The organism is Bacillus sp. A1 (assembly GCF_042296235.1).
Classification (GTDB): domain Bacteria; phylum Bacillota; class Bacilli; order Bacillales; family Bacillaceae; genus Bacillus; species Bacillus velezensis.
Map to the genome: position 1 here is coordinate 1,600,767 of NZ_CP141181.1, position 21,885 is coordinate 1,622,651.

Genomic DNA, 21,885 nt, shown 5'->3' on the forward strand with positions numbered 1-21,885 from the left:
AAGCTGTACGCTGCTTCTCTCTTTAACCGCACCCCGAGTCTATAGACCGGGGTGTTTTTTACGGCCTTCAAGCGGAAACGGAGGAGAAAAACATGAATCATTTAACGGCGATGTCTGAACTGAGCACGGCTGAAATTACAGAACTGCTGCGTGAGGCAAAAGCGATAAAAGAGGGAACAGTCCGCCCCGATCTCGCGGGAAAATTTGTTGCGAATCTGTTTTTTGAACCGAGCACGAGAACGCGGTTCAGCTTTGAAGTGGCGGAAAAGAAACTCGGTATGAACGTGCTCAGCTTAGACGATACGAGCACAAGCGTCCAAAAAGGCGAGTCCTTATATGACACGGTCAAAACACTGGAATCAATCGGAGCGGACGCCTGCGTCATCCGGCACAGCACGGATGAATATTACAAAGATCTGACCGGCAGAGTCAATATTCCGATCTTAAACGCCGGCGACGGCTGCGGCCAGCACCCGACTCAGTCATTGCTCGATTTAATGACGATTCAAGAGGAATTTGAGACCTTTCAGGGCCTGACGGTTTCCATTCATGGCGATATCAAACACAGCAGGGTGGCAAGGTCGAATGCCGAGGTGCTGACAAGGCTCGGCGCACGTGTGCTGTTTTCTGGTCCGCCGCAATGGCAGGATGAGAAAAACGCCTTCGGCACCTGTGTTCAGACGGATGAAGCCATACAAGCTTCAGATGTCGTCATGCTGCTCCGCATCCAAAATGAAAGGCATCAGACAGAAGCCGACCAAAAAGGCTACCTGGAAGCATACGGGCTGACCGCAAAGCGGGCGGAGAGCATGAAGCGGCATGCCATCATCATGCATCCCGCACCGGTGAACAGAGGAGTCGAAATTGACACAACATTAGTGGAATGCGGAAAATCAAGAATCTTTAAACAAATGGAAAATGGTGTGTATATCAGAATGGCAGTCTTAAAAAGAGCACTGCAAACCAATGTGAAAAGGGGAGAAGCGGCTTATGTCTTATCTCATTAAAAACGGCTGGATGTTAAATGAACAGGGAGAAAAAGTGGCACAGGACATCCGGGTAACGGGTGAATTCATTACGGAAACCGGGCTTCTGACAGCGAAAGACGGAGAAACGGTGATCGACGCTGAGGGACTGTTCGTTTCACCGGGGCTCGTAGACCTTCATGTCCACTTCAGAGAACCGGGCGGCGAGAAAAAAGAAACCATTGAGACGGGCTCTAAAGCCGCGGCGCGGGGCGGCTTTACCACAGTCGCAGCCATGCCGAATACAAGGCCGGTGCCGGATACGAAAGAGCAGATGGAATGGCTGCAAAACCGGATCAAAGAAACCTCATCTGTCAGGGTCCTTCCTTACGCATCCATTACGATCAGACAAACCGGCGAAGAAATGACAGATTTTGAGGCGCTTCATGAAGCGGGCGCATTCGCCTTCACCGATGACGGCGTCGGCGTTCAGACGGCCGGAATGATGTATGAAGCCATGAAACGGGCGGCTTCAATGAATAAAGCGATTGTCGCTCATTGTGAGGATAACTCGCTTATTTACGGAGGAAGCGTGCATGAAGGATCTTTTTCAAAAGCGAACGGCCTGAACGGCATACCTTCCATTTGTGAAGCGGTACATATCGCCCGTGACGTCCTGCTAGCGGAAGCGGCGGACTGCCATTACCATGTGTGTCATATCAGCACGAAAGAATCCGTCAGAGCCGTAAGAGACGCAAAAAAAGCGGGAATCCGCGTGACGGCGGAAGTGTCGCCGCACCACCTGCTGCTTTGTGACGAAGATATCCCGGGACTTGATACCAATTTTAAAATGAATCCGCCGCTTCGCAGCAAAGAGGACAGAGAGGCGCTGATTGAAGGGCTGTTAGACGGTACGATTGATTTCATCGCCACTGACCATGCGCCGCATACAGAAGAAGAGAAAAACACGGATATGAAGCTTGCGCCTTTCGGTATCGTCGGTTTAGAAACAGCCTTTCCGCTTCTGTACACACATTTTGTGAAAAACGGGACGTGGACGCTGAAGCAGCTGGTTGATTTCATGACGGTAAAACCTTGCGAGGCATTCGGTCTTCCGTACGGAACGCTTGCACCGGGGGCGCCGGCTGACATTACCCTGATTGATCTGGAAAAAGAAGCAGCCATTGACAAAGATACATTTTTATCTAAAGGAAAAAATACGCCATTCAACAAGATGAAGTGCTTCGGCTGGCCTGTTGCAACGATGGCTGCCGGTAAGCTTGCATACGAAGAAGGGAGACTCGTCAAATGAAAAGAAGACTAGTGCTGGAAAATGGAGCGGTATTTGAGGGTGAAGCATTCGGGAGCCTGGAACATACCGCGGGTGAAGTCGTATTCAACACGGGAATGACCGGTTATCAGGAAATTTTATCAGACCCTTCTTACTGCGGGCAGATCGTGACGCTGACGTATCCTCTGATCGGCAACTACGGAATTAACAGAGATGACTTTGAATCCATCACTCCTTTTGTAAAAGGGCTGATCGTAAAAGAACTGTGCGAGCTGCCTTCCAACTGGCGTTCGGCTTACACGCTTGACGAGTATTTGAAAATGAAAAATATCCCCGGCTTACAAGGGATTGACACGAGAAAGCTCACAAGAATGATCCGCACGGCCGGCGCATTAAAAGGAACGTTTGCTTCAAGCGAGGAGAATGTCGGAGAGGTTCTTGCAAGGCTGAAAGAAACGGAACTGCCGAGAAATCAAGTCGCTCAAGTATCTGCGAAAACGGCATATCCGAGTCCGGGCCGCGGCAAACGCATCGTACTCGTCGATTTCGGTATGAAGCACGGCATTTTAAGAGAGTTAAACAAAAGAAAATGCGATGTCATCGTTGTGCCGTACAATGTAACGGCGGAAGAAGTGCTTCAGCTCAAGCCGGACGGCATCATGCTTTCTAACGGACCCGGAGATCCGAAAGATGTGCCGGAAGCCATTGAAATGATAAAAGGCATACTCGGGAAGGTGCCGTTATTCGGAATCTGCCTCGGCCATCAATTATTTGCGCTGGCATCCGGAGCGGAAACGGAAAAAATGAAATTCGGACACAGGGGTTCCAATCATCCGGTTAAAGAGCTTGCGACAGGGAAAGTCGCTTTAACCGCCCAAAACCACGGATATACAGTTTCTTCAATAGATGAGACAGAGCTTGAAGTGACGCACATTGCGATCAATGACCAAACGATCGAAGGACTCAAGCATAAAACATTGCCGGCATTTACGGTTCAGTACCACCCTGAAGCTTCACCGGGGCCGGAAGACGCCAATCATTTATTTGACAGATTCATTGACTTGATCGAAACAACTGAGAAAGAAGGGGAAGCGGTATGCCAAAACGCGTAGATATTAAAAAGATTTTAGTGATCGGATCAGGCCCGATTATTATCGGACAGGCGGCGGAATTTGATTATGCGGGCACACAGGCGTGTCTCGCTTTAAAGGAAGAAGGCTATGAAGTCATTCTCGTCAACTCGAATCCGGCAACGATTATGACGGATACGGAAATGGCTGATCGGGTATACATAGAGCCGCTGACGCCGGAGTTTCTCACGCGTATTATCAGAAAAGAACGGCCGGACGCCATCCTGCCGACTCTGGGAGGACAGACCGGACTGAATCTTGCCGTCGAGCTGTCTGAACTCGGGGTTCTTGAGGAATGCGGGGTGGAAGTGCTCGGCACAAAGCTGTCCGCCATCCAGCAGGCGGAAGACCGCGACTTATTCCGTACGCTGATGAATGAGCTGAATGAACCGGTGCCGGAAAGTGAGATCATCCGCACTTTACAGGAAGCCGAGGAATTTGTCGGCCGGATCGGGTTTCCGGTTATCGTGCGCCCCGCTTACACATTAGGCGGAACGGGCGGCGGCATCTGCTCGAATGAAGCAGAACTGAAAGAGATCGTCGAAAACGGATTAAAACTCAGCCCCGTCCATCAGTGCCTTCTGGAAAAAAGCATTGCCGGTTACAAAGAGATCGAATATGAAGTCATGAGAGACAGCAGAGATCACGCGATCGTCGTTTGCAACATGGAAAATATCGATCCGGTCGGCATCCATACGGGCGACAGCATCGTCGTTGCCCCGAGCCAGACTTTGAGCGACCGGGAATATCAGCTTTTGCGCAATGTTTCATTAAAGCTGATCCGCGCGCTCGGCATTGAAGGCGGCTGTAATGTTCAGCTCGCGCTCGATCCCGACAGCTTCCAATATTACATTATCGAAGTGAATCCGCGGGTGAGCCGCTCATCTGCCCTCGCTTCAAAAGCGACGGGTTACCCGATCGCAAAGCTTGCGGCGAAAATCGCAGTCGGGCTTTCTCTTGATGAAATGATGAATCCCGTAACAGGAAAAACATATGCGGCTTTTGAGCCCGCGCTTGACTATATCGTTTCTAAAATCCCGCGCTGGCCGTTCGACAAATTTGAGTCGGCAAACCGCAGGCTCGGGACGCAAATGAAAGCCACCGGAGAGGTCATGGCCATCGGACGCACCCTTGAAGAATCGCTGTTAAAGGCGGTCCGCTCACTGGAAGCCGATGTCTATCACCTGGAACTGAAGGATGCGGGAGAGATTTCTGACGGACTTTTGGAAAAACGGATCAGAAAAGCCGGGGATGAACGCCTGTTTTATCTTGCTGAAGCGTTCAGAAGAGGCTATACAGTGGAGCAGCTTCATGAGTTTTCCGCAATTGACGTATTCTTTTTGCACAAGCTCTGGAAGCTGGTCGCTTTTGAAACAGAGCTGAAAGCGGAAAAAGGCAGCCTCGCCGTCCTTCAAACAGCGAAGGAACTCGGTTTCTCCGACAAATATATCAGCCGGGAATGGAATATGCCGGAACAAGAGCTGTATCAAATGCGAAAAGAAGCAGACATCAAGCCTGTATATAAAATGGTGGATACATGCGCGGCGGAATTCGAATCAGAAACCCCGTACTTCTACAGCACATATGAGGAAGAGAACGAGTCTGAGGTTACTTCAAGAAAAAGCGTCGTCGTCCTCGGTTCTGGGCCGATCCGTATCGGACAGGGCGTCGAATTTGACTATGCGACCGTTCATTCTGTCTGGGCGATCAAGCAGGCAGGCTATGAAGCGATTATTATCAACAACAATCCTGAGACGGTGTCCACTGATTTCAGCATATCAGACAAACTGTATTTTGAACCGCTGACGGTTGAAGATGTCATGCACATCATTGATTTGGAACAGCCGGAAGGCGTTGTTGTCCAATTCGGCGGGCAGACGGCGATCAATCTTGCGGAAGAATTGAGCGCCCGCGGCGTCAAAATTCTCGGCACATCACTTGAAGATTTAGACCGTGCGGAAGACCGGGATAAGTTCGAGCAGGCGCTTGAGGCGCTGAATGTGCCGCAGCCTCTTGGAAAAACCGCCGTGTCGGTGAACGAAGCTGTCAAAATCGCCGCATCCATCGGCTATCCGGTACTTGTCCGCCCTTCGTATGTGCTCGGCGGCCGGGCGATGGAAATCGTCTATCACGAAGAAGAGCTGCTTCACTATATGAAAAATGCGGTCAAAATCAACCCGCAGCATCCGGTGTTAATCGACCGTTATCTGACGGGGAAAGAAATCGAAGTCGATGCCGTATCTGACGGCGAAACAGTCGTTATTCCGGGAATTATGGAGCATATCGAGCGGGCCGGCGTCCATTCAGGGGATTCAATCGCCGTCTATCCGCCTCAGTCTTTAAGCGAAGACATAAAGAAAAAAATCGAACAATACACTGTAGCCTTGGCAAAAGGCCTTAACATCATCGGGTTGCTGAACATCCAGTTCGTACTTTCGAAAGGTGAGGTGTATGTGCTTGAGGTAAATCCGCGGTCAAGCAGAACCGTGCCGTTCTTAAGCAAAATCACAAAAATCCCAATGGCGAACCTGGCGACAAAGGTCATCCTCGGTCAAAAGCTTGCTGATTTCGGCTATCAAGAGGGGCTGCAGCCTGAACAGCAGGGGGTATTCGTGAAAGCGCCTGTCTTCTCATTCGCGAAGCTGAGAAGAGTGGATATTACGTTAGGCCCTGAAATGAAGTCGACGGGAGAGGTCATGGGCAAAGATTCAACCCTGGAAAAAGCGCTCTATAAAGCGCTGATTGCTTCTGGCATTCAAATCCCGAACTACGGCTCAGTGCTGTTGACTGTTGCCGATAAAGATAAAGAAGAAGGACTGCTGATCGCCAAGCGGTTCCACGCCATCGGCTATAAAATCTTGGCAACGGAAGGAACGGCGGCTTATTTGAAAGACGCTCAGATTCCGGCTCAGGTCGTCGGAAAAATCGGCGAAGAAGGGAAAAATCTGCTCGATGTCATCAGAAACGGCGAAGCGCAATTTGTCATCAATACGCTGACAAAGGGCAAACAGCCGGCCAGAGACGGCTTCAGAATCCGCCGCGAATCCGTTGAGAACGGAGTCGCCTGCCTGACATCTTTAGATACGGCCGAAGCCATTTTGCGGGTACTGGAAAGCATGACATTCCGGGCGGATCATATGCCTGCATCCGAAACCAATCAAAAGGCGGCAGTCACGATATGAAAAAAGCGCATTTGACTGTTCAATCCAACTTAGAGATTGCCGACCGGATTTATAAGATGGTGCTGAAAGGAGAGCTTGTCCGGCACCTTACCGAGCCGGGTCAATTTCTTCATCTGAAGGTCAGTGACGCGGTCACGCCGCTATTAAGAAGACCGCTCAGCATTGCGGACGTCAATTTCGCCGCGAATGAAGTATCCGTTATCTACAGAGCTGACGGTGAGGGAACGCGTCTTTTGTCCGGGAAAAAAGAGGGCGGCAGGATAGACGTTCTCGGCCCTCTCGGCAACGGATTCCCCGTCCGGCGGATTGAACCCGGCAAAACCGCGCTGTTAGTCGGAGGCGGAGTCGGGGTTCCGCCTTTGCAGGAACTGTCAAAGCGCCTGACGGAAAAAGGCGTAAACGTCATTCATGTGCTTGGATTTCAATCAGCAAAGGATGTTTTTTACGAACAGGAATGTCGTGCGTACGGAGACACCTATGTGGCGACGGCTGACGGAACATATGGAGAGAAAGGATTTGTCACCGATGTCATCCGTGAAAAGCAGCTCGAATTCGATGTCCTGCTAAGCTGCGGACCGACACCGATGCTGAAAGCTCTGAAGCAGCAGTACAGCCATAAAGAGGTTTATCTTTCGATGGAAGAGCGGATGGGCTGCGGCATCGGGGCCTGCTTCGCCTGCGTGTGCCGCACGGGTGAAAGCGATACATCCTATGTAAAGGTCTGCCTTGACGGGCCGGTATTTAAAGCTGAGGAGGTGGCGCTGTAATGTTAGAAGTGAATCTGCCGGGTCTCCAATTGAAAAATCCGATCATCCCCGCTTCCGGATGTTTCGGTTTCGGGAAAGAATATGCCGGATTTTACGATTTATCATGCCTCGGAGGCATTATGATTAAAGCCACGACGAACGAAGCCCGCTTCGGAAATCCGACACCGAGAGTGTCGGAGACAAGCGCGGGAATGCTGAATGCCATCGGACTGCAAAATCCCGGCCTTGAGCATGTGCTCAATCACGAGCTGCCTTGGCTCGAACAATTTGACACGCCGATTATCGCAAATGTCGCCGGTTCTCAGGTGGACGACTATAAAGAAGTGGCCGAGCACATCAGCCAAGCGCCGAATGTGCATGCGCTTGAGCTTAACATTTCATGTCCGAATGTCAAAACGGGGGGGATTGCTTTTGGTACTGATCCCGTCATGGCGGCCGAACTGACAAAAGCGGTGAAAGAAGTTTCCGTAGTGCCTGTGTATGTGAAGCTTTCGCCTAATGTCGCAAACATAACCGAAATTGCCAAAGCGATTGAAGCGGCCGGTGCTGACGGTCTGACGATGATTAATACACTCATCGGGATGAGGCTCGATCTCAAGACGGGACGGCCGATCTTAGCAAATAAAACGGGCGGACTGTCAGGCCCGGCGATCAAACCGGTCGCCATCCGGATGGTATACGAAGTCAGCCAGGCCGTTCAAATCCCGATTATCGGGATGGGCGGCGTTCAGACCGCAGAGGATGCATTAGAATTTCTTCTTGCGGGAGCGAGTGCGGTTGCCGTCGGCACGGCGAACTTCGTCAATCCGTTCGTCTGCCCGGAAATCATAGAACAGCTCCCCCGTGTGCTGCGCCAACACGGCTTTCAATCTGTAAGTGAATGCATCGGAAGGAGCTGGAAACATGAAAAACAACCTGCCCATCATCGCGCTTGATTTTGCATCAGGGGAAGAGACTTTAACGTTTTTAGACTTGTTTGAAAAGGAAAGGCTTTTTGTCAAAACGGGGATGGAACTTTTTTATCAGGAAGGCCCCGCCATCATTCACCAATTAAAAGAACGGAACTGTGATATATTTTTAGATTTAAAGCTTCATGATATCCCGACTACGGTCAATAAAGCGATGAGGCGGCTTGCCGGCCTCGGCGTTGATCTCGTCAATGTGCATGCGGCAGGGGGCGCACGCATGATGCGCGCGGCCCTTGAGGGGCTTGAAGAAGGCACGCCGGCAGGCAGAAAACGCCCGTCTTTAATCGCGGTGACTCAGCTGACCAGCACTTCAGAGCAGGTGGCGAAGGAAGAGCTTCTGCTGCATAAGCCGCTGTTAGAAACGGTTGTGCATTACGGCAAAATGGCGGAAGAGTGCGGGCTGGACGGAGTGGTATGTTCGGTACATGAAACAAAAGCCATTTATGAAGCGGTCCGGCCTTCATTTCTGACAGTCACACCGGGCATCCGCATGGCCAGTGACGCAGCTGACGATCAAGTCCGGACGGCGACTCCGTCATTTGCGAAAGAAAACGGGTCGTCAGCCATCGTCGTGGGCCGCTCAATTACAAAAGCGGAAAACCCCGTTAAAGCATATGAAGCAATTAAACTGGAATGGGAGGGCGTTCGCCGATGAAACAGGCTATCGCAAAACATCTATTACACATTGAAGCTGTCTTTTTACGCCCGAATGAGCCGTTTGCGTGGGCGAGCGGCATTTTATCACCGATCTATTGTGACAACCGTCTGACATTGTCGTATCCAAAAGTGAGAAATGATGTGGCGGACGGGCTCGGCAAACTGCTGAAAGAGCATTTCCCCGAGGCGGAGATGATCGCGGGCACTGCAACGGCGGGCATTCCGCATGCTGCGCTTCTCGCAGACCGTACAGGCGCGCCGATGTGCTACGTCAGAAGCAAACCGAAAGCGCACGGCAAAGGAAATCAAATAGAAGGCGCCATTAAGAAAGGACAAAAAACAGTCGTGATTGAAGACTTGATTTCTACCGGGGGCAGCGTGCTTGAAGCTGCGGCGGCCCTTCAAAGAGAGGGCGCGGAAGTCCTCGGCGTCATTTCCATTTTTACATACGGACTGCCGAAAGCAAAAGAAGCCTTTAAAAAAGCGGGTCTTCCTTATTACTCGTTAACGGATTATGACACGCTGATTGAAGTCGCGCTTGCAAACGGAACGATACATTCAGATGACATTGAAAAACTGAAATCATGGAAATTGAATCCCGAGTCAAAAGATTGGTTTAAAAAATAATGACAATAAAAACAGGCCTCAGGGCCTGTTTTATTATTCCTATCAAAAAACTCGGGTTGACTTCTGTTAGAATTGTGCTAAAATTTAGTACAAATCTAAAAAGCTTATCAAGAGCGGCTGAGGGACTGGACCGATGACGCCCGGCAACCTGCGTGTATTGCAAGGTGCCGCATCCAGAAAAATGCACAGCATTTTGAAGATAAGGGCTATACCGGGTCACTGTCTTTCATTCCGCTGGATTGAAAGTTTTTTATATGAAAAAAAGATTGAGGGATAAGACAACCGGCAGAAAACAACAGCTGTTTGATTGTCTCCGGGAGGAGGAAAGAAAAAATGCTAACGTATGACACATGGGAAGAGCCGGCGATTACATTTCCGGAAGACGATTCCTATAAAGGCGCGCTGTCCGTTTTAAAATGGGCATACGGCCACTACGGAGACCAGCTTGTTTACGCGTGCAGCTTCGGGATTGAGGGCATCGTCCTGATCGATTTAATTTCTAAAGTAAAGAAAGACGCGGAAATCGTGTTTCTTGATACGGGTCTTCACTTTAAAGAAACATATGAAACGATCGAAAAAGTGAAAGAGCGTTACCCGGGGCTGAACATTATCCTGAAAAAGCCAAGCCTTACTCTTGAGGAACAGGCCGAGGCTCACGGAGATAAACTGTGGGAAAGAGAACCGAACCAGTGCTGCTACATCAGAAAAATTCTGCCGTTAAGAGAAGCGCTCGCGGGGCATCCGGCATGGCTGTCCGGTCTTCGCCGGGATCAAGGGCCGAGCCGGGCGAATACGAATTTCCTGAATAAAGACGACAAGTTTCAATCGATTAAAGTATGCCCGCTGATCCATTGGACATGGAAAGACATCTGGAGATATACTTCCAAGCATGAGCTGGATTACAATATCCTCCACGATCAGGGGTATCCGAGCATCGGCTGTGAACCGTGCACTTCACCTGCGTTTACCGCGGAAGATTTGCGGAGCGGCAGATGGAACGGCATGGCGAAAACAGAATGCGGACTGCATGAATAAAGGAGCTGCACGATGGAATTAGCCGCTATTTTATTCTGCCTGTTTTTTGCCATGAATATCGGAGCCAGCGGAGCCGCGGCTTCAATGGGAGTCGCTTACGGGTCCGGCGCCGTTAAAAAGAAAACGTATGCGCTGATCATCTGCGCGGCCGGAGTCCTGTCAGGGGCGGTTATCGGCGGCGGTGAAGTTGTTAAGACGATCAGCGGCGGAATCATTCCCGAACAAACCATTACGCTCACCATTGTCTGCATTATTATCGGATCGGCGGCGCTATCGTTATTCACGGCGAATGTGCTCGGCATTCCGCTGTCGACGAGTGAGGTCACTGTCGGGGCGATTGTCGGTGTCGGCGTCGCGTACAAAGTATTGTTTTTACAGCATCTTTTGGTCATCGTGAGTTTTTGGGTGCTTGTACCGTTTGTCGCGTTCTGTTTCACGTTTCTCGTCTCGAAGGTATTCAGTTCTCTGAATATTCGAGTCATTTCGAATCGGAAACAGAAGATTTTAGGGATTGTGCTGCTGATTGCGGGGTTTTGGGAAGCTTTTTCAGCCGGAATGAATAATGTCGCAAATGCAGTGGGCCCTCTGGTTGCTGCGGGCGTGCTCAGCGTGTCCAAAGGAACGCTGTACGGAGGCATCTTTGTCGCTCTCGGCGCTCTGCTTTTAGGACGTAAAGTGCTTGAAACCAACGGGAAAAAGATTACGAGATTTTCAGCCGGAGAAGGCATACTGCTTTCAGGAACCGGCGCGGGGCTTGTCATTATCAGTTCCGTCTTCGGTCTGCCGGTCCCATTGGCGCAAGTCACATCATCATCAATTATCGGTATCGGAATGGCCAAAAACGGGCCGAACGTTTTTCATAAAGAAGTCGTGAAAACGATGCTCAAAGTATGGGTCGTTTCGCCGTTTTTGTCACTATCGATTTCGTATCTGCTTGTCTCCCTGCTGTTAAAAGGAGATTACTATTCCATCTTTATGATGGCCAGCGTGCTTTTGGCAGCTGGCGGAGCCGCCAGTCTGATGAAAGCCATCCGAAAAGAGAAACGCTCTGTCCATGAACAAGGCGGGGGCATTTAACTATTAATCTGAGTTTATTTATCTGTTAACTGGGAGGAATCATGTATTATGAGTTTAGCACCGCACGGAGGAACATTAATTAACCGGGTGAATGAGCAGTATGATCTTACATCCGTCCAAAAAGAAATTGAGCTTGATTTGATTTCGTTCGCTGATTTAGAGCTGATCGGCATCGGGGGGTACAGCCCGATTGAAGGATTTTTCACAGAAAAAGATTACGTGTCAGTCGTTGAAAATATGCGTCTGGCATCCGGGGTTGTCTGGTCCTTGCCGATCACGCTTCCGGTCGATTCAGAAAAAGCGGCTGAGCTTGCCGTCGGCGACACGGTGAAACTGACTTACGGCGGAGAAACATATGGCGTCGTCGACATCGAAGATATTTATACGCCGGATAAACAAAAAGAAGCTGTTCACGTATATAAAACCGATGATGCCGCGCATCCGGGCGTGAAAAAATTATTTTCACGCGGCGATACGTATATCGGCGGGCCGATCACATTAGTTAAAAAAGCGTCAAAGCAGTTTCCCGAGTTTACATTTGAACCTGCCGATACAAGACGAAGCTTCGAAGAAAAGGGCTGGAAAACCATCGTCGGTTTCCAAACGAGAAATCCGGTTCACCGCGCCCACGAATATATCCAAAAAACCGCGCTTGAGACGGTTGACGGCCTGTTTTTGAACCCGCTCGTCGGTGAAACAAAATCAGATGACATTCCGGCGGATGTCAGAATGGAAAGCTACCAGGTGCTGCTCGATCATTATTATCCGAAAGACCGTGTTTTCCTCGGCGTATTTTTGGCGGCAATGCGGTATGCGGGGCCGAGAGAAGCCATTTTCCACGCGCTTGTCCGCAAAAACTACGGCTGCACGCATTTTATCGTCGGCCGCGATCATGCCGGCGTCGGTGATTACTACGGCACATATGAAGCGCAAGAGCTGTTTGATCAATTTACAGCGGATGAACTCGGGATTACACCGATGAAATTCGAGCACAGCTTCTTCTGCCGGAAATGCGGCAACATGGGAACGGCCAAAACATGCCCGCATGACAGAGAAGACCACGTCATTCTGTCAGGAACAAAGGTTAGAGAAATGCTGCGAAGCGGCGTCATGCCGCCGGCGGAATTCAGCCGTCCTGAAGTTGTCGAGGTGTTGATTAAAGGGCTGAAAACGAAAGAAGAAGCAGGCGTTTCTTAAGGAGGAAAATAGAGTGACAAATCGTGATATCGTGTGGCATGAAGCCTCAATAACGAAAGAAGAATACCAGCAGAAAAACAAGCATAAAAGCTCTATCCTCTGGCTGACGGGCTTAAGCGGTTCAGGGAAATCCACGATTGCAAACGCCGCAGCGCGCGAGCTGTTTGAACAAGGCTATCAAGTCATCGTGCTTGATGGTGATAACATCCGCCACGGCTTAAACAAGGACTTAGGTTTTTCCGATGATGACCGCAAGGAAAATATACGCCGAATCGGGGAAGTGGCGAAGCTTTTCGTTCAGCAGGGAACCATCGTCATCACGGCTTTTATTTCTCCGTTCCGTGAGGACAGAGATCAGGTGAGAGAGCTTGTGGCAGAGGGCGAATTTAATGAAATCTATGTGAAATGCGACCTCGATATATGTGAAAAACGCGATCCGAAAGGTTTATATAAAAAAGCAAGAAATGGTGAAATTCCGTTCTTTACGGGGATCGACTCACCGTATGAAGAGCCGAAAGCGCCTGAGCTCGTACTTGATTCAGGCAAATGTGAACGCGAAGAATGCACCGGAAGACTGGTTGACTTTGTGAAAAACAGCTTAGCATAATAGGTCCAAAAAGGCCGCGCAATCAGCCGGATATCCCCCTAATGGCGGGATATGGTAAAATAGCTGAAGTGCGGCCTCGCGGCTGTTCTGGGAAGATTTCAAAACGGATCGGGGAGACATGCTATGGGGAAAGTATTTATCGTTGGAGCCGGTCCGGGAGATCCGGACTTATTAACGGTGAAGGCAATGAAAGCCATACAGAAAGCGGATGTTATATTATATGACAGATTGGTAAGCAAAGAGATTTTACAGTATGCCGGAGAAGAAGCGGATCTGATTTACTGCGGCAAGCTCCCGGATTTTCACATTATGAAACAGGATACGATCAACCGTTTCCTTGTGAAGTATGCGAAAAAAGGAAAAACCGTTGTAAGGCTAAAGGGGGGCGACCCGTTTGTTTTCGGCCGCGGAGGCGAAGAAGCGGAGGCTCTCGCGCAAAACGCCATTCCGTTTGAGATCGTTCCCGGCATTACATCAGGAATCGCTGCTGCTGCTTATGCCGGCATTCCCGTGACGCACAGAGAGGCGAGCTCCAATGTCGCATTCGTTACGGGGCATTATAAACAAGAAGACGACTTTGAAGAAAAATGGAAAGCGCTGGCGACGGGCATTGATACGCTGGTGATTTATATGGGAATTAAAAATATCCGGCAGATAGAAAGAATGCTGCTGGAAAACGGCAGAGACGCCGGCACCCCGGCAGCCTTTATTCATTGGGGAACGACGGACAGGCAAAAAACTGTCGTCTGCACCGTCGGCACGCTTTCAGACACAGTGATAAAAGAAGAAATCAAAAACCCGAGCTTAATTGTTATCGGTGATGTCGTCAATTATCACTGCAAACTGGACTGGTATGCATCTGAACAGAAAAATCTGGATTTGAGCGAGGCGTTGTAAATGAAGCAGGCGATTTTATACATCGGGCACGGAAGCAGGCTGAAAAAAGCGCAGACAGAGTCGGCGGCGTTTTTAAAAGGGTGCATGCCGCACGCTGACGCTCCCATTCAGGAAATCTGTTTTTTAGAACTGCAGGAACCGTCTATTGAAGCGGGATTTGAAGCATGTGTCAGACAAGGCGCCACTCATATTGCGGCCGTGCCTTTGCTGCTGTTGACCGCTGCCCACGCAAAACAAGACATTCCGGCTGAAATCGCCTGTGCGGCGGCCCTGCATCCCGATATAAAAGTGACATATGGTGTTCCGATCGGAGTGGACGATGAAGTCGTAAAAGCGGTGCATCATCGCATTGAAGATACCGGAGTGCCCATTGAGCAGGCGAAAGTGGTGCTGATCGGAAGAGGAAGCACAGATCCGGCAGTTAAAAACGCAGTCAGTGAGATTGCCGGAAAACTTGAGGCGATTACACCTGTTAAAGAAGTCATCCCTTGTTTTTTAACAGCATGTGACCCGCACTATAAAGAAGTGTTTGCCGGCCTTGAAGAGGATGACGGAGCACCCGTTTTTATCGTTCCATATCTTCTGTTTACCGGGCTTTTAATGACTGAGATTGAACGGGAAGTTCAAAAGCTTCAAACGATCAATCAAAATGTTCATCTCGCTTCATACTTAGGTTTTCACCCGCATATTAAGCAGGCGTTTTTGAACCGTGTGTCAGAAGCTGTTCGAAACCCCGGCGGTCAGTTTGATTTTAAGGGGGGACAGTATGCTGCCTCTGCACATTAATTTAAGCGGAAAAAGAATTATCATCGCGGGCGGAGGCAATGTTGCCTTAAGAAGGCTCAAAACGGTGCTTCCGGAAGGCGCGGATATTACTGTAATCAGTCCCGATGCCCTGCCTGAAATGAAACAGCTGGCGGATGAAGGACGTATCCGCTGGGTTTCCCGTAAAATTGAAATGAAGGATCTCGCGCCCGCTTTTTTCATCATTGCCGCGACAAATGACCGCAGCGTGAATCAGGAGATAGCCGCGAGCGCTTCTGAAACGCAGCTGGTCAATTGTGTAAGCGATGCTGAACAGGGCAGCGTGTATATGCCGAAGATCATCCGCAAAGGGCGCATTCAAGTATCCGTATCAACTAGCGGCGCAAGCCCGGCACATACGAAAAGACTGGCTGAGGACATAGAGCCTCTCATTACTGCTGATTTGGCTGAAGAAGTGGATCGATTATTTGAGAAAAGAAGAAGACCATAAAAAACACCTTGTCTGTCATCAGGCAGGGTATTTTTTATACTGTCCTGACAGTCCCCGAATGTGAACAATTCAAAACGAAAGCGGGCAGTTTGAACGGTATATGCCGACAAGCGGTCAGGATTGCGAAGTGATGCGGAATATGTATCTGATCCCGATGCCGCCTGGATTCCGCCCGCATACAAAGGAAAGGTCAGAGACCCGCCCGGATGTGTTCAGGCTCGGCGAGGGAAGGTGACAGTATCCGCCGCCAAATCAGGTGTGACCGTTTTAATCAGAGACGGCCCCGGCGGATCAGACATGACGGGAAACTGATCAGATACTGTAAAGATCGGTTCTGACGGCTGGGAGAGTTTCGTCTCCGTTTATAAGTAATAAAAAACACCTCCAAGCTGAGTGCGGGTTTCAGCTTGGAGGTGGAGGTGCGTTTATTTTTTCAGCCGTATGACAAGGTCGGCATCAGGTGTGACAAATACGGTATGCTGGCTGTCATAGGTGACAAATCCGGGCTTTGCGCCGTTTGGCTTTTTCACGTGTCTGATTTTTGTATAATCAACGGGAACGGAGCCGGAATCTTTCGCCTTGGAAAAATAAGCGGCGATCGCAGCCGCCTCCAGTATGGATTGTTCATCCGGATCGCTGCTTTTAATCACAACGTGGGAACCGGGAATGTCTTTCGTGTGGAACCATAAATCATCCCTTGCGGCAGCTTTTGTCGTTAAGTACTCATTTTGTTTATTGTTTTTGCCGACAAGAATCGTCAATCCCCGTGAAGATTCATATTGCTCCAAAACAGGAACGTGCTGCTTCTGCTTTTTCTGTCCTCGCTGCTGTTTCGGTCGCAGATATTTGCCTTCCACAAGCTCTTCCCTTATTTCGTGAATATCCTTTGTGGAGGCGGAGGAGAGCTGCTGGATCAGCTGATCGAAATAAGCGATTTCCTCCTCGGCCAGACGGATCTGTTCTTTTACCACCTCGACGGAATTCTTCGCCTTTTGATACTTTGTAAAATACATCTGCGCGTTTTCTGACGGTGTTTTATTCGGATTTAAAGGGATGGTCACTGTTTTACTTTCTTCATCATAATAATTGATGACTTCCGCTTCTTTGTCACCTTTTTTCAGCATATACAAATTCGCCGTCAGCAGTTCGCCGTATAGCTGGAATTCCTTCGCGTTCTCTGAGTAGTCGAGCGTCTTTTCCAGCTTTTTTATCTTATTGGCGTTCTTTTTCCGTTCATTTGCGACAAACCGCTCGAGATCCTGAGCCTGCTGTTTGACGCGGTCGCGTTCCGCCTTGCCGAAATAAAACCGGTCCAACAGCTCACTCAGTGAGTGAAAGGTGCGCTCCTCTCCGTTTACATGTGTGAGAGACAGGAGATAAAAGTATTCCTTTCCGCCGGCTGTTGTAATGTTTGGTGTAAACCTGCAATCTTTCACGGCATGGAACATTTCAATCAGCGTCTTCGGCAGCGTTATTTTGTTAGCGAGACCCGCTCTGTGAACGGCTTCTTTTGCAAACAGCGGAGAAACACCGGAGAAATGTCTGACGATCTGCTGGTCAAGCCGTCCTTCCTGAAAACTGAGATAACGCAAAACGTCTTCTTCGTCCGCGGCGAGCGGCGAAATTTTTTCCTGAGCGGGAGGAAGCTTGTAATCATAGCCCGGCAGAACGGTCCGGTAGCTGTTCATCGACGGAGATAAATGTTTCAGCCCGTCGATGATGGCTCCTTCTCCGTCAGTCAGGATAATATTGCTGTGCCGCCCCATAATTTCAACATACAGCGTTCTTACGGTTTCGTCGCCGATTTCATTTCTGCTTTTTATGCGGAATATCATAATCCGGTCTAATCCGGCCTGTTCTATTTTCTCAATAAATCCGCCTTCTATATGCTTTCTGAGCAGCGTACAAAACATCGGCGGCTCGCTCGGATTTTCATAGGCCTGATTCGTCATGTGCACCCGTGAATAGCTCGGATGCGCCGATAATAATAATTTATGGTTTTTTCCGTTAGCGCGGATATGGAATATCACATCGTGCTTAAAAGGCTGATGGACTCTCGTGATCCGGCCTCCGGCAATCCGGCTGTTTAATTCATGTGTCATTCCGTATGTAAACATGCCATCAAAAGACATATAAAACACCCTTTCCTTCTTCCTGCATTCGATAATTATAGCATGAAAAGGGACGAGTCAGAATAAGCTTGTTTACAGAGTGACATCTCTAAAGCGAGGCAGGGGAGTGGACGAGAAGAATGAAGTTTCATGAAATGGGACAAACCGATTTGCTGAAAGCAACAAATACGTCCATTAAACAGGGGTTGACCGAAAAAGAGGTGAAAAAACGCCTTGAAAAGCACGGACCGAACGAGCTTCAGGAGGGCAAGAGGACACCGGCGATCGCCGTGTTTTTCGCCCAATTTAAAGATTTTATGGTGCTCGTGCTGCTGGCGGCAACCTTAATATCCGGGTTTTTAGGCGAATATGTAGATGCCGTAGCGATTATGGCGATTGTATTTGTCAATGGGGTTCTCGGTTTTTTTCAAGAGCGGCGGGCGGAAAAGTCTTTACACGCATTAAAAGAGCTGTCAACGCCGTATGTGTCAGCGTTGCGGGACGGGAGCTGGAAGAAAATTCAGTCCAAGGAGCTCGTTCCCGGCGATATCATGAAATTTTCAAGCGGCGACCGGATTGGCGCGGATGTGCGGATCGTTGAAGCGAAAAGCCTTGAAATTGAGGAATCGGCGCTGACCGGGGAATCAATTCCGGTGGTTAAACAAGCTGATAAACTGAGAAAGCCGGATGTTTCGTTAGGCGACATCAGCAATATGGCGTTTATGGGTACGATCGTAACGCGCGGCAGCGGTATCGGCGTCGTCGTCGGTACAGGAATGAATACGGCAATGGGGAAAATCGCCGATATGCTGGAATCCGCCGGCAGCCTTTCAACACCGCTGCAGCGAAGGCTTGAAGAGCTCGGCAAAATTTTAATTATAGTCGCGCTCCTTTTAACGGTATTGGTCGTTGCAGTCGGCGTCTTACAGGGACATGAGCTTTACAGCATGTTTTTGGCCGGGGTGTCATTGGCCGTCGCCGCGATTCCGGAAGGGCTTCCCGCCATTGTTACGGTGGCATTATCAATCGGCGTCCAGCGCATGATCAAACAAAAATCAATTGTCAGAAAGCTCCCGGCGGTTGAAACATTGGGCTGCGCCTCTGTCATTTGTTCTGATAAAACCGGCACGCTGACACAAAACAAAATGACCGTCACCCATATGTGGTCAGGGGGAAAAACATTTAAAGTGTCAGGCATCGGCTATGAGCCGGAGGGCGTTTTCACCCGCGATGAGCGGGAAATCAAGCTGAAAGATGAGAAGATTCTTGAACAGATGCTGGTTTTCGGCGCGTTGTGCAACACATCCGAAATCGCACTGAAAGACGGCCATTATGTACTCGACGGCGATCCGACAGAAGGAGCGCTGCTGACGGCTGCAAGAAAGGGCGGCTATTCAAACGATTGGCTCAGCGGGCAATACCGCGTGGTTGCCGAGTTTCCGTTTGACTCCGTCCGCAAAATGATGACCGTCATTGTAGAGGATAAGGAAAAAAAGCAGTTCGTCATCACTAAAGGAGCGCCCGATGTGCTGATTGACCGCTCGTCACATCTGATGTACGACGCAAGAAGCGCGCCATTTTCAGGAGAAAAGAAAGCAGAAACGGAAGCGGTTCTGAAAGAGCTGGCGTCGCAAGCTTTGCGTACGATCGCGATTGCTTATAAACCGCTTAAGCCCGGAGAAAAGCCGACAATGGAGCAGGCGGAAAAAAATCTGACGATGCTCGGCTTGTCAGGCATGATTGATCCGCCCCGTCCGGAGGTCAGACAGGCGATTAAAGAATGCCGTGAAGCCGGCATTAAAACGGTTATGATCACAGGGGATCACGTCGAAACGGCAAAGGCCATTGCAAAAGATTTGCGTCTTCTTCCGAAAAAGGGGCGTGTGATGGACGGCAAGACGCTGAATGAGCTTACGGAGAAAGAACTTATCGAAACGGTCGATGATGTCTACGTCTTCGCACGCGTGTCGCCTGAACATAAATTGAAAATCGTCAAAGCGTTCCAGGAAAACGGACACGTCGTCGCCATGACGGGAGACGGGGTTAATGACGCTCCGGCCATAAAGCAGGCAGATATCGGTGTTGCCATGGGGGTGACGGGAACGGATGTGGCAAAGGAAGCCTCTTCTCTCATTCTGGTAGATGATAACTTTGCTACGATTAAATCAGCCATAAAAGAGGGACGGAATATCTATGAAAATATAAGAAAATTCGTCCGGTATTTGCTCGCCTCCAACGTCGGTGAAATTTTAGTGATGCTGTTTGCGATGCTTCTCGCTCTGCCGCTGCCGCTCGTTCCGATTCAGATATTGTGGGTGAACTTAGTCACTGACGGGCTGCCGGCGATGGCCCTCGGTATGGATCAGCCGGAAGGAGATCTGATGAGGCGGAAGCCGCGGCATCCGAAAGAAGGAGTGTTTGCGAGAAAACTGGGCTGGAAAGTCGTATCAAGAGGGTTTTTAATCGGAGCCGCAACCATTTTAGCGTTTATCATCGTCTATCACCGCAATCCTGAAAATCTGCCCTACGCACAGACCGTTGCATTCGCGACTCTTGTCCTGGCTCAGCTTATACACGTGTTTGACTGCCGGAGCGAAACGTCTGTTTTCTCCCGGAATCCGTTTGAAAATATCTATCTGCTCGGCGCCATCATTTCTTCTATCTTCCTGATGGTCATCGTCATCTATTATCCGCCGCTGCAGCCGATTTTCAAAACAGTGCCGATTACGCCGGGCGATTGGATGCTGATTATCGGTATGTCGGGCATACCTACTTTTTTGCTGGCGGGTTCACTTTTGACAAGAAAAAAATAATTCCATATGATATAATCTTAGGGGTAATAGCATGTCTATTGCCCTTTTATTTTGATAACGGGAAAGAATTGGGTGTTTCATATGATACGGAGTATGACAGGCTTCGGCAGCGCAAGCAGCACAAAAGGCGATCTCTCGGCAACCGTTGAATTGAAATCCGTCAATTACCGGTTCAAAGAAGTGAACGCCCGCCTGCCACGGCCTTTGCTATATGTAGAGGATAAGCTGAAACAAACGATATTGCAGCATATACAGCGCGGAAGAGTAGAGCTGTTTCTCACTGTAAACAGTGACGCGCTCATAAAAAGAAGCCTGAACATCGATTGGGAGCTCCTTGATGAATATGTGAGCGCCGCACGCGTCATGAAAGAGCGCTACAGCCTGGCCGCAGAACCCGATGCAATGGATTTCTTTAAATTTGAACATATTGCGCAGATACACGAAGAACAGATGCGTGATGACAAGCTTGAAGAAGTCATCAGGGAAGCCGCTGAGCTGGCTGTAAAGGAACTTTGTGACATGAGGGAAAAAGAAGGACGGCTTTTGGCGGAAGACTGCTTTCTGCACATTGAGCGGCTTGAGACGCTGTCCGAACAGGTGAAAGAGCGCGCTTCGGCCGTTGTTATTCAATACCGCGAGCGTCTTTACGCCCGAATGAAGGAATGGACGGAGGACGCACTCGACGAAAGCAGGCTGATCACGGAATGCGCCATTTTCGCCGACCGTTCTGATATCACGGAAGAAATTACCAGATTGAAGAGCCATTTTGTTCAATTCCGTGATATATTAAAAGAAGGCGGGGCAGTCGGCCGCAAACTTGATTTCCTTGTTCAGGAGCTTAACCGGGAAGCGAACACGATCGGCTCAAAAGCCAATGATCATCAAATCACAAAGCTTGTCGTTGAAATGAAAAGTTCTATTGAAAAATTGAAGGAACAAGTGCAAAATATAGAATAGCGACTGTGCGTATTGTTTACAGACGGTCTCTTCAGGTTACACTAGAGACGTCTATTTTACAGGGGGAACGTAGAAGATGACGATTAAACTGATTAATATCGGATTTGGCAATATCATCTCCGCCAATCGGATGATTTCGATTGTCAGCCCGGAGTCTGCGCCAATAAAGCGAATGATCCAGGATGCAAGAGACCGCGGAATGCTAATAGACGCTACATACGGACGAAGAACCCGTGCAGTTGTCGTCATGGATAGTGATCACATTATCTTATCTGCCGTCCAGCCTGAGACAGTTGCACACAGACTTTCTGTGAAAGAAGAAATTATGGATGAAGGGCAGGGGTAATTG

Annotated in this window: 19 protein-coding genes and 1 riboswitch; of the genes, 18 read left to right on the forward strand and 1 reads right to left on the reverse strand. The window is 49.5% G+C overall.

The window, feature by feature from the left end; translation table 11 throughout:
- The first annotated feature begins 92 nt into the window (after positions 1-92).
- The 15 genes from U2H13_RS08135 (at position 93) to U2H13_RS08205 (ending at position 15,655) form a co-directional block, all read left to right on the forward strand.
- Entirely contained in the window at positions 93-1,007 is a 915-nt protein-coding gene (locus U2H13_RS08135; RefSeq protein WP_014417729.1) for an aspartate carbamoyltransferase catalytic subunit, read from the forward strand.
- On the forward strand, positions 991-2,277 hold the full coding sequence (locus tag U2H13_RS08140) for a dihydroorotase (RefSeq protein ID WP_029973495.1): 1,287 nt from the start codon (positions 991-993) through the stop codon (positions 2,275-2,277). The genes U2H13_RS08135 and U2H13_RS08140 overlap by 17 nt, the downstream gene beginning before the upstream one ends.
- Entirely contained in the window at positions 2,274-3,368 is a 1,095-nt protein-coding gene (locus tag U2H13_RS08145) for a carbamoyl phosphate synthase small subunit (RefSeq protein WP_007409730.1), read from the forward strand. Before U2H13_RS08140 ends, U2H13_RS08145 begins: the two co-directional genes overlap by 4 nt.
- The gene (gene carB, locus U2H13_RS08150) at positions 3,353-6,568 is read left to right on the forward strand and encodes a carbamoyl-phosphate synthase (glutamine-hydrolyzing) large subunit (protein WP_154817649.1); all 3,216 of its coding nucleotides are present in this window, start codon (positions 3,353-3,355) and stop codon (positions 6,566-6,568) included. Before U2H13_RS08145 ends, carB begins: the two co-directional genes overlap by 16 nt.
- Positions 6,565-7,335 carry a dihydroorotate dehydrogenase electron transfer subunit gene (locus U2H13_RS08155; protein ID WP_121984414.1) on the forward strand — a complete coding sequence of 257 codons (771 nt, stop codon included), beginning with the start codon at positions 6,565-6,567 and terminating at the stop codon, positions 7,333-7,335. Before carB ends, U2H13_RS08155 begins: the two co-directional genes overlap by 4 nt.
- Entirely contained in the window at positions 7,335-8,270 is a 936-nt protein-coding gene (locus U2H13_RS08160; RefSeq protein ID WP_121984415.1) for a dihydroorotate dehydrogenase, read from the forward strand. Before U2H13_RS08155 ends, U2H13_RS08160 begins: the two co-directional genes overlap by 1 nt.
- Complete coding sequence (gene pyrF, locus U2H13_RS08165) at positions 8,239-8,958, forward strand: orotidine-5'-phosphate decarboxylase (RefSeq protein ID WP_109566932.1); 720 nt, start codon at positions 8,239-8,241, stop codon at positions 8,956-8,958. The genes U2H13_RS08160 and pyrF overlap by 32 nt, the downstream gene beginning before the upstream one ends.
- The gene (gene pyrE, locus U2H13_RS08170) at positions 8,955-9,587 is read left to right on the forward strand and encodes an orotate phosphoribosyltransferase (RefSeq protein ID WP_072176988.1); all 633 of its coding nucleotides are present in this window, start codon (positions 8,955-8,957) and stop codon (positions 9,585-9,587) included. The genes pyrF and pyrE overlap by 4 nt, the downstream gene beginning before the upstream one ends.
- Before the next feature lie 101 nt (positions 9,588-9,688).
- Positions 9,689-9,793: riboswitch (SAM riboswitch) on the forward strand.
- Positions 9,794-9,920: 127 nt separating this feature from the next.
- Positions 9,921-10,622, forward strand: coding sequence for a phosphoadenylyl-sulfate reductase (locus U2H13_RS08175; RefSeq protein WP_003154369.1), 702 nt, complete (start codon positions 9,921-9,923; stop codon positions 10,620-10,622).
- Between the two features lie 12 nt (positions 10,623-10,634).
- Positions 10,635-11,699, forward strand: coding sequence for an inorganic phosphate transporter (locus tag U2H13_RS08180; protein ID WP_012117522.1), 1,065 nt, complete (start codon positions 10,635-10,637; stop codon positions 11,697-11,699).
- A 48-nt stretch (positions 11,700-11,747) separates the two neighbouring features.
- Positions 11,748-12,896 carry a sulfate adenylyltransferase gene (sat, locus tag U2H13_RS08185; protein WP_014417734.1) on the forward strand — a complete coding sequence of 383 codons (1,149 nt, stop codon included), beginning with the start codon at positions 11,748-11,750 and terminating at the stop codon, positions 12,894-12,896.
- Between the two features lie 13 nt (positions 12,897-12,909).
- Positions 12,910-13,503 (forward strand): adenylyl-sulfate kinase, encoded by a 594-nt coding sequence (gene cysC / locus U2H13_RS08190; protein ID WP_007611313.1) that lies wholly within the window; start codon positions 12,910-12,912, stop codon positions 13,501-13,503.
- Between the two features lie 123 nt (positions 13,504-13,626).
- Positions 13,627-14,400: a uroporphyrinogen-III C-methyltransferase gene (gene cobA / locus U2H13_RS08195; RefSeq protein WP_007409740.1), complete on the forward strand. Its 774-nt coding sequence runs from the start codon at positions 13,627-13,629 to the stop codon at positions 14,398-14,400.
- Positions 14,401-15,186 (forward strand): sirohydrochlorin chelatase, encoded by a 786-nt coding sequence (locus U2H13_RS08200; RefSeq protein WP_103526911.1) that lies wholly within the window; start codon positions 14,401-14,403, stop codon positions 15,184-15,186.
- On the forward strand, positions 15,167-15,655 hold the full coding sequence (locus U2H13_RS08205) for a bifunctional precorrin-2 dehydrogenase/sirohydrochlorin ferrochelatase (RefSeq protein WP_021493707.1): 489 nt from the start codon (positions 15,167-15,169) through the stop codon (positions 15,653-15,655). Before U2H13_RS08200 ends, U2H13_RS08205 begins: the two co-directional genes overlap by 20 nt.
- Before the next feature lie 425 nt (positions 15,656-16,080).
- On the opposite strand, the gene U2H13_RS08210 is transcribed toward U2H13_RS08205, so the two are convergent.
- A complete protein-coding gene (locus U2H13_RS08210; protein ID WP_014417738.1) occupies positions 16,081-17,787 on the reverse strand; it encodes an NFACT RNA binding domain-containing protein in 1,707 nt (568 codons plus the stop codon).
- A 119-nt stretch (positions 17,788-17,906) separates the two neighbouring features.
- Here U2H13_RS08210 and U2H13_RS08215 point away from each other — a divergent pair, with 119 nt between their 5' ends.
- From U2H13_RS08215 to remA, 3 genes are all read left to right on the forward strand, one after another.
- Positions 17,907-20,579 (forward strand): calcium-translocating P-type ATPase, SERCA-type, encoded by a 2,673-nt coding sequence (locus U2H13_RS08215; RefSeq protein ID WP_029973484.1) that lies wholly within the window; start codon positions 17,907-17,909, stop codon positions 20,577-20,579.
- Positions 20,580-20,660: 81 nt separating this feature from the next.
- Positions 20,661-21,536 carry a YicC/YloC family endoribonuclease gene (locus tag U2H13_RS08220; RefSeq protein WP_014417740.1) on the forward strand — a complete coding sequence of 292 codons (876 nt, stop codon included), beginning with the start codon at positions 20,661-20,663 and terminating at the stop codon, positions 21,534-21,536.
- A gap of 76 nt (positions 21,537-21,612) precedes the next feature.
- On the forward strand, positions 21,613-21,882 hold the full coding sequence (remA, locus tag U2H13_RS08225) for an extracellular matrix/biofilm regulator RemA (RefSeq protein ID WP_003154355.1): 270 nt from the start codon (positions 21,613-21,615) through the stop codon (positions 21,880-21,882).
- Positions 21,883-21,885: the final 3 nt, after the last annotated feature.

Excerpts from the sequence above, each read along its gene's own strand:
- U2H13_RS08135 (WP_014417729.1), top strand. The coding sequence starts at position 93 with ATGAATCATTTAACGGCGATGTCTGAACTGAGCACGGCTGAAATTACA.
- U2H13_RS08140 (WP_029973495.1), top strand. The coding sequence starts at position 991 with ATGTCTTATCTCATTAAAAACGGCTGGATGTTAAATGAACAGGGAGAA.
- U2H13_RS08145 (WP_007409730.1), top strand. The coding sequence starts at position 2,274 with ATGAAAAGAAGACTAGTGCTGGAAAATGGAGCGGTATTTGAGGGTGAA.
- carB (WP_154817649.1), top strand. The coding sequence starts at position 3,353 with ATGCCAAAACGCGTAGATATTAAAAAGATTTTAGTGATCGGATCAGGC.
- U2H13_RS08155 (WP_121984414.1), top strand. The coding sequence starts at position 6,565 with ATGAAAAAAGCGCATTTGACTGTTCAATCCAACTTAGAGATTGCCGAC.
- U2H13_RS08160 (WP_121984415.1), top strand. The coding sequence starts at position 7,335 with ATGTTAGAAGTGAATCTGCCGGGTCTCCAATTGAAAAATCCGATCATC.
- pyrF (WP_109566932.1), top strand. The coding sequence starts at position 8,239 with ATGAAAAACAACCTGCCCATCATCGCGCTTGATTTTGCATCAGGGGAA.
- pyrE (WP_072176988.1), top strand. The coding sequence starts at position 8,955 with ATGAAACAGGCTATCGCAAAACATCTATTACACATTGAAGCTGTCTTT.
- U2H13_RS08175 (WP_003154369.1), top strand. The coding sequence starts at position 9,921 with ATGCTAACGTATGACACATGGGAAGAGCCGGCGATTACATTTCCGGAA.
- U2H13_RS08180 (WP_012117522.1), top strand. The coding sequence starts at position 10,635 with ATGGAATTAGCCGCTATTTTATTCTGCCTGTTTTTTGCCATGAATATC.
- sat (WP_014417734.1), top strand. The coding sequence starts at position 11,748 with ATGAGTTTAGCACCGCACGGAGGAACATTAATTAACCGGGTGAATGAG.
- cobA (WP_007409740.1), top strand. The coding sequence starts at position 13,627 with ATGGGGAAAGTATTTATCGTTGGAGCCGGTCCGGGAGATCCGGACTTA.
- U2H13_RS08200 (WP_103526911.1), top strand. The coding sequence starts at position 14,401 with ATGAAGCAGGCGATTTTATACATCGGGCACGGAAGCAGGCTGAAAAAA.
- U2H13_RS08205 (WP_021493707.1), top strand. The coding sequence starts at position 15,167 with ATGCTGCCTCTGCACATTAATTTAAGCGGAAAAAGAATTATCATCGCG.
- U2H13_RS08210 (WP_014417738.1), bottom strand. The coding sequence starts at position 17,787 with ATGTCTTTTGATGGCATGTTTACATACGGAATGACACATGAATTAAAC.
- U2H13_RS08215 (WP_029973484.1), top strand. The coding sequence starts at position 17,907 with ATGAAGTTTCATGAAATGGGACAAACCGATTTGCTGAAAGCAACAAAT.
- U2H13_RS08220 (WP_014417740.1), top strand. The coding sequence starts at position 20,661 with ATGATACGGAGTATGACAGGCTTCGGCAGCGCAAGCAGCACAAAAGGC.
- remA (WP_003154355.1), top strand. The coding sequence starts at position 21,613 with ATGACGATTAAACTGATTAATATCGGATTTGGCAATATCATCTCCGCC.